The sequence below is a fragment of the Flavobacterium sp. genome, assembly GCF_043780635.1.
In the GTDB taxonomy this organism is placed as follows: Bacteria; Bacteroidota; Bacteroidia; order Flavobacteriales; family Flavobacteriaceae; genus Flavobacterium.
Map to the genome: position 1 here is coordinate 18,200 of NZ_JAYWCK010000040.1, position 10,247 is coordinate 28,446.

General features: G+C 35.9%; 22 protein-coding genes and 1 tRNA gene. All 23 read right to left on the bottom strand.

Features of this window, described 5'->3' with window-relative positions; all coding sequences use genetic code 11:
- Window positions 1-281: 281 nt before the first annotated feature.
- Entirely contained in the window at window positions 282-914 is a 633-nt protein-coding gene (locus ACH2BV_RS03920; RefSeq protein WP_395049418.1) for a hypothetical protein, read from the bottom strand.
- Window positions 914-1,132: a hypothetical protein gene (locus ACH2BV_RS03925; RefSeq protein WP_395049419.1), complete on the bottom strand. Its 219-nt coding sequence runs from the start codon at window positions 1,130-1,132 to the stop codon at window positions 914-916. The genes ACH2BV_RS03920 and ACH2BV_RS03925 overlap by 1 nt, the downstream gene beginning before the upstream one ends.
- On the bottom strand, window positions 1,132-1,302 hold the full coding sequence (locus tag ACH2BV_RS03930; protein ID WP_395049420.1) for a hypothetical protein: 171 nt from the start codon (window positions 1,300-1,302) through the stop codon (window positions 1,132-1,134). The genes ACH2BV_RS03925 and ACH2BV_RS03930 overlap by 1 nt, the downstream gene beginning before the upstream one ends.
- A 57-nt stretch (window positions 1,303-1,359) precedes the next feature.
- Window positions 1,360-1,650, bottom strand: a complete 291-nt coding sequence (locus tag ACH2BV_RS03935; protein WP_395049421.1) for a hypothetical protein — start codon at window positions 1,648-1,650, stop codon at window positions 1,360-1,362.
- Window positions 1,637-2,599 (bottom strand): reverse transcriptase domain-containing protein, encoded by a 963-nt coding sequence (locus tag ACH2BV_RS03940; RefSeq protein WP_395049422.1) that lies wholly within the window; start codon window positions 2,597-2,599, stop codon window positions 1,637-1,639. Before ACH2BV_RS03940 ends, ACH2BV_RS03935 begins: the two co-directional genes overlap by 14 nt.
- Window positions 2,600-2,813: 214 nt before the next feature.
- A complete protein-coding gene (locus ACH2BV_RS03945; RefSeq protein ID WP_395049423.1) occupies window positions 2,814-3,185 on the bottom strand; it encodes a hypothetical protein in 372 nt (123 codons plus the stop codon).
- 10 nt (window positions 3,186-3,195) lie between these two features.
- Window positions 3,196-3,672 (bottom strand): hypothetical protein, encoded by a 477-nt coding sequence (locus tag ACH2BV_RS03950; protein ID WP_395049424.1) that lies wholly within the window; start codon window positions 3,670-3,672, stop codon window positions 3,196-3,198.
- Between the two features lie 40 nt (window positions 3,673-3,712).
- Entirely contained in the window at window positions 3,713-4,171 is a 459-nt protein-coding gene (locus ACH2BV_RS03955) for a hypothetical protein (RefSeq protein WP_395049425.1), read from the bottom strand.
- Window positions 4,171-4,476 (bottom strand): DUF4406 domain-containing protein, encoded by a 306-nt coding sequence (locus ACH2BV_RS03960; RefSeq protein WP_395049426.1) that lies wholly within the window; start codon window positions 4,474-4,476, stop codon window positions 4,171-4,173. The genes ACH2BV_RS03955 and ACH2BV_RS03960 overlap by 1 nt, the downstream gene beginning before the upstream one ends.
- A 2-nt stretch (window positions 4,477-4,478) precedes the next feature.
- Window positions 4,479-4,811: a hypothetical protein gene (locus ACH2BV_RS03965; RefSeq protein WP_395049427.1), complete on the bottom strand. Its 333-nt coding sequence runs from the start codon at window positions 4,809-4,811 to the stop codon at window positions 4,479-4,481.
- A gap of 1 nt (window position 4,812) precedes the next feature.
- On the bottom strand, window positions 4,813-5,073 hold the full coding sequence (locus ACH2BV_RS03970) for a hypothetical protein (protein WP_395049428.1): 261 nt from the start codon (window positions 5,071-5,073) through the stop codon (window positions 4,813-4,815).
- Window positions 5,074-5,160: 87 nt separating this feature from the next.
- Window positions 5,161-5,652: a hypothetical protein gene (locus tag ACH2BV_RS03975; protein ID WP_395049429.1), complete on the bottom strand. Its 492-nt coding sequence runs from the start codon at window positions 5,650-5,652 to the stop codon at window positions 5,161-5,163.
- Window positions 5,630-5,929: a hypothetical protein gene (locus tag ACH2BV_RS03980; protein ID WP_395049430.1), complete on the bottom strand. Its 300-nt coding sequence runs from the start codon at window positions 5,927-5,929 to the stop codon at window positions 5,630-5,632. Before ACH2BV_RS03980 ends, ACH2BV_RS03975 begins: the two co-directional genes overlap by 23 nt.
- Before the next feature lie 13 nt (window positions 5,930-5,942).
- Window positions 5,943-6,206 (bottom strand): hypothetical protein, encoded by a 264-nt coding sequence (locus ACH2BV_RS03985; protein WP_395049431.1) that lies wholly within the window; start codon window positions 6,204-6,206, stop codon window positions 5,943-5,945.
- 21 nt (window positions 6,207-6,227) lie between these two features.
- A tRNA-Ser gene (locus tag ACH2BV_RS03990) sits at window positions 6,228-6,300 on the bottom strand.
- 15 nt (window positions 6,301-6,315) lie between these two features.
- Window positions 6,316-6,702 (bottom strand): hypothetical protein, encoded by a 387-nt coding sequence (locus tag ACH2BV_RS03995; RefSeq protein ID WP_395049432.1) that lies wholly within the window; start codon window positions 6,700-6,702, stop codon window positions 6,316-6,318.
- Between the two features lie 116 nt (window positions 6,703-6,818).
- Window positions 6,819-7,451, bottom strand: a complete 633-nt coding sequence (locus tag ACH2BV_RS04000; protein WP_395049433.1) for a DUF3164 family protein — start codon at window positions 7,449-7,451, stop codon at window positions 6,819-6,821.
- A 319-nt stretch (window positions 7,452-7,770) separates the two neighbouring features.
- Window positions 7,771-8,037 carry a hypothetical protein gene (locus ACH2BV_RS04005; protein ID WP_395049434.1) on the bottom strand — a complete coding sequence of 89 codons (267 nt, stop codon included), beginning with the start codon at window positions 8,035-8,037 and terminating at the stop codon, window positions 7,771-7,773.
- On the bottom strand, window positions 8,027-8,209 hold the full coding sequence (locus tag ACH2BV_RS04010) for a hypothetical protein (protein WP_395049435.1): 183 nt from the start codon (window positions 8,207-8,209) through the stop codon (window positions 8,027-8,029). Before ACH2BV_RS04010 ends, ACH2BV_RS04005 begins: the two co-directional genes overlap by 11 nt.
- Window position 8,210: 1 nt before the next feature.
- Entirely contained in the window at window positions 8,211-8,561 is a 351-nt protein-coding gene (locus tag ACH2BV_RS04015; protein ID WP_395049436.1) for a hypothetical protein, read from the bottom strand.
- Window position 8,562: 1 nt separating this feature from the next.
- Window positions 8,563-9,201 carry an AAA family ATPase gene (locus ACH2BV_RS04020; RefSeq protein ID WP_395049437.1) on the bottom strand — a complete coding sequence of 213 codons (639 nt, stop codon included), beginning with the start codon at window positions 9,199-9,201 and terminating at the stop codon, window positions 8,563-8,565.
- Between the two features lie 2 nt (window positions 9,202-9,203).
- The gene (locus ACH2BV_RS04025; RefSeq protein ID WP_395049438.1) at window positions 9,204-10,043 is read right to left on the bottom strand and encodes an AAA family ATPase; all 840 of its coding nucleotides are present in this window, start codon (window positions 10,041-10,043) and stop codon (window positions 9,204-9,206) included.
- 24 nt (window positions 10,044-10,067) lie between these two features.
- Window positions 10,068-10,247: hypothetical protein (locus ACH2BV_RS04030; protein ID WP_395049439.1), on the bottom strand; the 180-nt coding region annotated here is incomplete at its 5' end.

Here is a 10,247-nt window from a genome sequence, read left to right on the forward strand (position 1 = left end):
GTTTGAATAGAGATTAAATCCTCAATTTTTTTTAGCTCCGAAGTTACTGGAGTACAAAGCACTTCGTAAAGCGTTGTACGTGATATTGGGTAAACCGGACAAATGTATTTTCGCCAAACCACGGTTGTGGGAATATCTTCGGTCTTGTGTTTTTGGTATAGTTCTTTGATAAGCCTGTAACGTAACAGCTTATTCCTTTGAATTCCAAGACTACGATTGATAGATACTGACATATAGGCAAATGTAAATAGTTTTTATCTATTGTACAACCTAACTTTTTATTATCTATTCATCAATACCCAAATATCACGGTCTTTACGAAACAAATAATGTAAATTTTCAGGAATATCTGCAAAGGTATTTGTTGAATTTTCTTGAGTTTTTACCAAGTCTGCATCATACTTACAATAAGTTTTCCATACAGGAAACATTTGAAGATATGAGCCCGAAACTTGACTCAATCTATATGTTTTAATGCCTTTTATTTCTAAATCCTTATTTTCTCCCTCATTCCAATAGGAAAACCGAACGGTTAAAAACTTGTCTTTAGTTTCGTTATCTAAAGCGTCGTATTGCTCAGTAGTCATTTCTTCTGGTACAAATCGAACGATGTATAAACTTATGTCTGGAAGGTCTTTTGACCTTAACAACCGCACTTTTTTAGTTTGCAATCCTGCAATATCTTCCGCTATTTTTAGAGCTTCTTTGTCTGTGGCGATTTTATTCAAAGATTTCAGATAATCATAATTCGCATTTGCATGTTTTGCAATAGAATCTTTAGAGGTTTTCTCTTTTTGTAATGCTGCTCGTTGAGCATCCCTTTGTTTAACTCCTGCCATAATAATATCGGTGGAGCTTTGGGCAGATACTAATAAATTTATTAGCAATACGATGAGTAATAGTAGTTTTTTCATCATCCTTGAATATTAATTATTACTTCTGATATAAAGGGATTAATAACACGTTTATTCAAATCCTTCATAAATAAATCGCATTTGTCTATAGCGAAATAATCAATAAAATACTGATTATCTATATCAGTCATATTTATTTTACCTAACATCTGCTCAAAATTCTCACTCGAAATTTCTATTTCAAGGTTTAGATTAAGTTTTACTTTCACTATTTTCATTATTCTTTTATTTCAGTTAAATATTTTTCTAAAGGTTCTATTAGTTTCTCAACTTCAATAATAGCGCAGTCGCCGATAGGAATTCCTTCATAATCTATAATCTTGTAACCTAGCTCTCGCATCACTTTCATTGGGTGATCGGTTGCCCCGCTTTCGTATGCTGAACGCATATCATATCTTAATGTTTTCATAATTCAAATGTATAAAATTATTATCGTAAATCTATTTTAAGTGAACTCGTAATGTTCGTTAATTTCTTTAATTACTGTTTTAAAAGGAAAGCCATCATCTGGAATATCTTTAATCATTTGAATTAGATATTCTGAACTTGACCAGGTAACCATTAAAACATCATTAAACTTTATCTGTAAATCCAATCTCGAACCCTCATATTTAGAAGGAACTATTTTGTGTTTTAATACAATTATTTCTGTGTTTAGTAATTTTGACATCTTTTTTTTATCTCCGACAAAAGTTTCGGATTTTGCCTTTATTCCGAAGTCTTTAAAATTTTTCATTGGGCAGTAATTTTTTTAATAAGTGTTTTGTGTTTGCGTGTTTTGCCCAGCCATTATATGCGGCTATTGTGGCTTTGTTTTTGGTTTTAGATACTGCTTTGGCAAATCGTTTTTTAATCGATTTTCGGAGCAATGTGTGCGTGTGGTAGAACTTGTACCCTACGAAATCAATCCCACGAGCTTCAACCGGGAATACTTGATAATTTCCTTTAACTTCCAGTTTTAAATTATCGTTTAAATACTGTTTAATGGCTGTTAAAATCTCGTGTAAATGGGGTTTGTTGTTGGATAGAATTACAATGTCATCGGCGTATCTGAAGTAATATTTTATTTCCTTTTGCTCCTTGATCCAATGGTCAAAATAAGTGAGATAAAAGTTGGCGAAATACTGGCTTAAATAATTGCCGATTGGCAAACCGTCGGCACTGTCAATGATTTCATCAAGTAACCAAAGTAGGTCATTGTCCTTGAACTTCCTGCGAAGTAACGCTTTTAGTATATCGTGATCTACATTAGGGTAAAACTTTACGATGTCCAACTTCAAACAGTATTTTGTGTTATCCTGGTCCTGCAATGCAGTTTTGATATTATTGGCCGCTGCGTGTATGCCTTTTCCTTTTATGCAGGCATAACTGTCATTTGTAAAAACCTTTACAAAAATTGGCTCTAAAACATTCATTACAGCGTGATGGGTGATTCTATCAGGAAAGTAAGGAAGACGAAAAACAAGCCTTTCTTTTGGTTCAAAAACTGTGAAGGTTGTGTATTCGGAGGTTTTGTACCCTTTGTTTAAAAGCATTTCGTGAAGTTTGAAAATATTGCTTTCGGGTTCTTTGTCAAAAACTTTAACACCGTATTGATTGGCTTTGCCTTTTCGAGCTTTAGCCTCAGCAATCCTTAGATTATCAATGGATGTAATTTGACTGTAAATATTATTAAGTCGTTTCATTTCTTTGCTTTGATTGGCTCGCTTTCGATTGCTCTACTAACAAACCTATTAAAATTGTGTTTTTTTGCCGTGTTGGCAAGGTCTGTGGTGTTTAATATTTTAAGCTCAGGTGCGAGCTGACATTCGAATTCGTGTTCCAATTATCGTAGTCGTTGTACGAAAAACTGCCACCTGAAGGAGAACTACAGCAACGACACCACACAACCCTAATTATTTATGCTTTTACAAAATAGGCTTTGTACAGGTCTTCAAATTGATTTCCTACATATTCTGCCTTTTCGCTTGATTCAAAGCAAAGGCGCGAGCCGACACTCGAACCCGCGCCCCAATCACCGCAGCCGCCGTACGAAAAACCGCCACCCGAAGGAGAACCCATTTTGAACCAAGGATAGTATTTATCCCACTCGCCATTTGTCCAGTCTGGCACCCAGTCACCGTTTATGGCTTTGGCAATAATTATTAATTTGGCGTGTGCTATCATTGCCCGTTGGTCTGCTTCAGGAAACAATGAAAAATCTGGAATAATAGTAGGCTCTACATTAATAGCCTTGCAAGCGTCTTCAAATGTTTTAATTTCTGTGTACATAATATGGTTTTTAAGCGGTTTGTAAATCTTTGTAAATGTCAAGGAATAGATTAGCAGCGTGTTTCGCTAAATCTGAATTTTTGAAGCAAAGGCGCGAGCCGACACCCGAAACCGCGTTCCAATAAGCGCAGTCGTAGTACGAAAAACCGCCACCCGAAGGAGAACCCATTTTGAACCAAGGATAGTACTTGTATTCACTACTATTTGACCAGTCAGGTGTCCAACCTTCGTTGAATGCTTTGACAATTTCTTTGATCATTTTATAAGCCACTTCATCGGTGGTTAAGTCTTGACAATTGTTGTCGAAAACCACTCGTTTAATTCCGTTTTCTCGCAAAACATCATCAAAAGATTTGATTCTTTCTTTGATTTCAGGCTGAAAGGTTTTGATGCCGAAAAGGTTTTCTAACATCACTTTTCTTGGTGATTTGGCTTTAGAATAAGCCTCTAATACTTTGTCCTTTGGGACGGTTAATGTGTCATTCATTTTTATTTGTTGTTTAATTAATATTCATCGTTGTATTCGTTTAAGCTTTAGACCACTCATCCTCGAAGTAGCGTTGATTTATAAATGTGGAAAGATGTGCCTTTGCAACTCCTGTTTTGGCTAGGTATTTATCATAGCCTTTTACGGCAAGGAAACACCTTATTTTATCGGGTTCTTTGAGTTTGTTGTAACTCTTTTCGGCTTCGAACTTTTTGACTTTGTTGTTGTAGATATTCCAGAGGTTTTCAAAGTCAAGTACGGGAGTGGCTTTTATGATTTCAAAATTGGCAGTATATGCCTTTTCCTTTTGCCAAACCGACCGCATTATACTTTCATCGGCGGGGAAGTTTGCGCCTGCAAAAAGCCATTTCATTTGCTTTCCGTTGAGTTCGCCTTCTATGATTTCAAAGGCTTTTAAATGGCCGTTTAAATCGTATTTAAACAGGAATATCAATCCCTCATTTTTGCTCTTGACAGTGTAGGTTGTTAGTTGCTCCATTATTCTAGTTCGTAATAAATATCAAGTTTATAGTCAATAGCATATTGCAGTTCTAGTTGCGCTCCTGGGCTATCAATAGAGCACGGCATTATATAAATAGCGTCGCATTTTTTAAGTTCGGTAAGACAAATATCCATAGCTTCGTGCCAAGGTGTTGTAACATCCGTAATAAGCACCATAGGGTTTACCACCTTAAAATCATAAGGAAAGGCTTCGAGGTGTTGCTGTGTTGCCGCAAACTTTGCACGACAGGATTCTGTGGGCTCTCCTGTTACTTTACCCGCTATGTAAATTTTCTTTTTCATAATTATGCTAGTTTTTGGTTGAGTTCTCCTCTTATAAACCGAAGTACGTTCCTGTCATAATCGTTCATTGGATATTTATCGACAATGGTCACGAAATACTCTAAATAATGTGCCTCGTAGAATTCGAGTGAGAAGGTTATTTTCTTTTTTTGTGTGAACAGTGTTGCCTTATAATCCTCCTCGACGTGTTTCTTTTTGATTTTAATAACTACTTTGTCCAAGATAGATCGCGCCACTTTTTTATTGCGATCCGTAACTGGTATTTTTGCAATAGCATTGAATGAATACACCAAAGCTCCAAGTTGCATAAGCGAAAGTTTTAAGGCTATTTTCATCTTAACATTCAATTTTAGGTTTAGTTAATTGTTCCCCATATTCGGCGCAAAATTCAGCGGTGGTTTCACATCCGCATTCAGCGGTTAAGGTTCTGATCACGGCGATGTCGTGAGGACATACTTCGGTGATGCTATATTTTGCTCCCATGGTAAAGACCACAATTTGAGCAGTAATAACTTCCGTTGTTTTCTTTGACTGGCGTGTCAATCTCACAGTTGTAACAAAATAATTCATCTTGTTTGGCAATTTTAGGACACTCAAAAAAAGCACCTGCCATATATCCCCAACAAAATACTATTGCTAATACTACTATGGCTACTGCCACTATTACTATATTTTCTAACATAATTATCTATAAATTGATTTTACAATTCCGTTCAATGCCTGAATAATTTTCTCTACCTCAATCGAGGTCATTTCCATAAGTGGTTTACGAACTGGCGATTTGTCACTTTTTAGGAAATTACTCAAGCGTCCCAGGTCTGCCACTTCGCCGTGTTTGTCGTTTGCAATCGTCCATTGCGCCTGTCGGCACAGCGATAGGATTACTTTGTGTCGTGGCTTTGTTTTATCAAACCGTGCCCAGTTGTCTGCCACCCCGCCTTTCAGGCACCCCTCCGAAAGAGGGGAAGTTCCGGTTTGCTGGTGCATTATTCTGATTGCCTCATCGTGAGTTATAGACCTCAAGCTCTTACGGTTCACATCACCGGTTACCCATTGTACCCATTCCTCTTTTATGTCCTCGTTATAATTGCAATTGCGCATTATTTCCTTGATTTGAAAAGGAGTGATTCCTCCGGTTGTTTTTGGTTGGATTTTAGTTGCTTTCATAATACCCATACAATAATTTTACAGACATATAATAGAAGCCACATATCTTTAATCCTGTTTTATCGTAGCACTCATCAAAGTGTACTGAAATAGGTGTGCATCGGGAATACTTTTGGCTTAACTCAACTGATTTTTCAATGATTTTACAAATCAGATCATTCTTTTGTTTTTCTTCAACTAGAACGCCTGACAGCGTGTTTAAGTAGTTCAAAAACTCCAATTGAAGCTTGTTTTTGGTTTGTGTAGAATGACCAATGTTGACTATGTAATGTGTGATTTTTTTCATTTTGCTGTTGTTTTTAAACTAAAATTGGAATTTCTGAACTGGCAATTATTTTTTTGATATCCTCAAACATTAGTTCAGAGGTAATTTCATCAAAGGTTAAGTCTCTATCTAAGTCATTTGAAAATTCAATATCATAACTAAACTCGACATGATCTAAGCCTTTTGTATAGCCGTAAACAGTAACTTTTATGCTGTCGTTATGCTTGTCATTTACAATTTTTAAAAGGGTTGCTTGTATTAATTCCGAAAATTCAAATAATCTTACTCTTTTTTTCATTTTGTTGTTGTTTTAAATTTGCTCCCGATGAGGGATTCGAACTCTCATCTATTCGCGCTCACTGCGAATTTTCTACCTGTTGAACTAATCGGGAAACCGAATTAACTAACTATTGTTTTTTTATAGCGGCAGTAATGATTGAATAGGTCATTACTCCGTCAACCATTTCACCTAGACCTATTGGAGCTGTAAGTGTTTTATCTACATCATACCCAAGAGATTCTTTTATTTTTTTTGCAATAAAAGAGCAGTTTATCATTAAGCCTTTTGCAACTCCTTTATTACTGCTTCTAAATGCTGATTGTCCAGTAGGTAAAAGTTGAAAGTACCAGTCTTTTTTACTTTCTTCATCCTGAAGAAAGTCAAGTCGCATACTTTCTTTTATTCCATTTTCTTCAATAAAATCTTTCGAAAAGTTAAAAACACCAGCCTTATTAATGCTGACAAACTTTCCTGTTTCACGTGTTTTTTCTAGTATTATTAATTTTAATTTCATATTCTATTCGTTTTATAATGATGTGGATTTTAAATCGAAGCCATTCCAGATAATTGTAAATGGCTTTTAGGTTCGTGCCTATTAGCAGTATCACTAATAGGATTATTGCGCTGTGATCACTCGGTTGCATCGGCTTCGGGAATTACTTCAGAGAAAAATTCGAACTTATAACCGCTCAAAAAATCTACCGAAGACATCGACAAAGGAATACTTGTTTTTGTGCCGTCATCGTTGATTAAACTGGCATCTATGAACCACGAAGAGCGAACTGGTTTGTAAGCTGCTGCAATGATTTGTACACCATCGGTAAACTCTTCGTTGTTGAAGTCTTTGGTTAGTTGTTGGAGCTCGAGAACTCGTGAACCTTTCAGATTGCCTTTGGCGTCTTTTTTCAAGAGTGAAAACACTACTTTTACAAGCGCAGCCGTTTCGGGAGTGGTAGAAAGTGAGGAAATAAAAGTTTGTACCTTTTCGATTCCTGCGGTCACGGTGTCATCCCAACCGTCATTGATGCGATATCCAATAGTGATTTCCTCTTTATCGGTTGAGAATGTGTGCGACATTTGCTTTTCTTTCAAGCCATAAACTTGATTTTTTAAGTCCAAAATATCTTCAAAGAATTTGAATGTTTCGGTTTTGGCATCGCTAATAATTTCCGAAGCACGGCAAAGTTTGAATATTGCTTTTGGTACGGTTTCGGCAACTAAGGCTTTGTAGCTGTCACGGTCTTGGTCTTTTTTTGGCTTCAATTTTTGCAAGTTGAGCTTTCAATTGTTCTGGAGTCGCTTGACTCAAATCGATTGTTGGTTTTTCTAATGTTTCTGTGTTCATAATTATGGGTGTTAATTGCTTATTATTTGATATTCGTTTACGTTAATTTCATTTGGAGATATGATTGAATATTGTATTTGATATTTAAATCTATCTCGAAGCTCTATTACAAATTTGTCTTTTAAGTCATAATCAAATGTAATGATGATTAACTTTTTACGTGAATAAAACTCAAACAATTGTTTTATTTTTTGGTGGAGTTTATACCTTCGATTGTCATTTGAACTGCGTTTTTTTTTAATATCCTCCATTGAGTTGATTTATATTTAAAGGTTTCCAATCGTATTTGTCAATCAATAGTTGGATTTCTTTAAGTTTGATTTCTACCGTTTCCGGGACTGGTCTTGGTTCTGTTTTTGGATAGTCAATTTCCTTGAGTAATTGTCCTCTTTCCTGGTTAATCAACATCCTATCGAGGATGGTTAGCTTTTCCTGTTTTTGGCTTGAAAAATGCAAACACAAGTGAAGGAACTGGAGGCGGTTCTGTATTTTTTCAATTCTCATTGTTATACTGGTTTAAGAGTTCTTGCAATTGGCGTTTTTCGGAAAGCAGACCTACAACATCGGAAATTAGCACCTCTTTTTTTATCTTGATGTCAAGGTTTAAAAGTTGGCTTTCGATTTCTTTTTTGATTGCAAAGGTTTCGGATGTGTTTGGTTGTAGTGTTTGTGGCATATTAATTTTGGTTAAAGGTTGGATTTTCTATTTTTAATCTTTTGGCGGCTTCGATTAATGCCGATGGATAATTGCAATACAATTCGACCATTATCATTTCATAGTTTCGATTCATAATTTCAGTATCGACTAAGCCATCTAATCTAGCGGCTATGATTTTAAAACTATGCTCTAATTCAAGAAACTGCGCCGTGTAGTAATTCGACATTCCCCTGTTAGCCAGCAATGATTGCAACGGCACGTTGTGGGCTTTCGCCATATTCTGACACCAGCGCATATACTGAATCATACAATCGGTGTCGTACTCGTCTTGAGTAAGTCCTAGGTATTGGTGGGGTTGTTTTGTTGTCATTTTATCCTTTTTGTAATAGTTTTAATTGTCTCTCGTTTGCTCCGTGCTCCCATATTGTTCTTGGCTCATAAGCTTCGAATCTATTCTTGAGAACCGTTGCTATAAAATCTTTCACATTTACGACTATATCGGCGTCGTAATAAATATCTTCGGCTACTTTGCCTTTTGGCATTTTACCATCAGCTCCACTTATCCAAATGAATGTTGTGTTTTCAAATTTTTCGATAAACTCGAAATAGTCTTTACTTCTTTTGCCTCTAAAAAAATATTGAACAGAATCTATAATTACTATTTTTGCCTGACGCTTCCGTTCTAGTCTATTAGTTAATTCTTCCAAGTCTTCGGACTGATAATTGAAATTATTCACGCCTTTCATATTATTTCGCTTGAGCGATAGTTTGAACGACTTTTTTAAGCCTTCTTCTTTTGTGTTGTAATGAATTTTATGATTCGTACACAATTGTTTGGCGACTTGAAGTGCGTAGTTAGTTTTTCCGTGACCTGATTCACCGTATATTAACCAATGACTATTACCTAGTTGGGGTTCGCCAAGATGTGATTTCCATTCGCCGTTAATTTTAATTTCAATAAACTTTATTTTATCAATGTCGCTATAGCTGTACGCTTTTTTTACTGCCATTATTAAGCGGCTTTTTTATTCATAAAATGCTTTTGAACATCTCGTTTTACACGGCGCATATCATCATCACAATTGTCGAAAATAGTTTCTATATCTTCTATGTCATCAATACCATTAGCCTGACAAATCTTGGTTACATCATCGATTGTTGCTGAATTAAGTTTGAGCCATTTTCTGCCTAACCTGGACCAACATTCGTGATAACCCGTTTTGTCATTATTAACACCTCGACGGAATCTTTTTTCAAGTGCTGGAGTACCCGACAGCACAAAGCCACAATTACTCAAGTTGTTAAAGAAATCAATAAACAGATCAACCGATGTATCTTTTAGCTTATCCAACTGATCCAGGATTACTATTGGTTCTTTTAGTCCGCTAACGTGGTCTATAAACTTTTCGATAAGATCCTCGGTAGTTCCAAAATCATCCAGTCCACAAGCGGTTACCAATGCTTTAGCAAAACTTTTTTGTTTCCAAAAAGTCATACATTCTATGTAGATGACGTTTGGATTTGTTTTTGCAAAAAGTTTATAGGTTTCACTTTTACCAGCCCCGGCTTTGTCAGCAATTCCAAAACTTAATGATTGCTTTTTAGCCATTGCCAAATGTTTGTGGATATACTCTAAATTTGAAGTTTGAGCCGTATTCCAGTTCAACTCAATTTTGAGTTTTACCATTACCTTTTGCCACATCTCATCTTTAATCAAAGCCCAATTTCCGTTTATCATTTGGCTTATAGTTGCCGATGAGATACCTGCTTTAGTGGCTACTTTATTTTGAGACGTTAAAGAAGACAAATATTTGACCTCTTTTGATAGTAATTGTTTTTGTTCGGTTGTCATAATTAGTTGGGGTTATGTTATTGGTTAAAAGTCGTATTCGTGAGATTCTGCAAGCGAGCGTTCTATTTTTGAAATAACACCACCCATTTTTATTTTTAATTCTTGCTCTGAAATCAAAGCCTCTCGAGATATTCCAGTACGTTGTACTAAATCATCGTAGGCTTTTTTGTCGCGTTTCAATTCTGTATCTTGGGTTTGGAAATC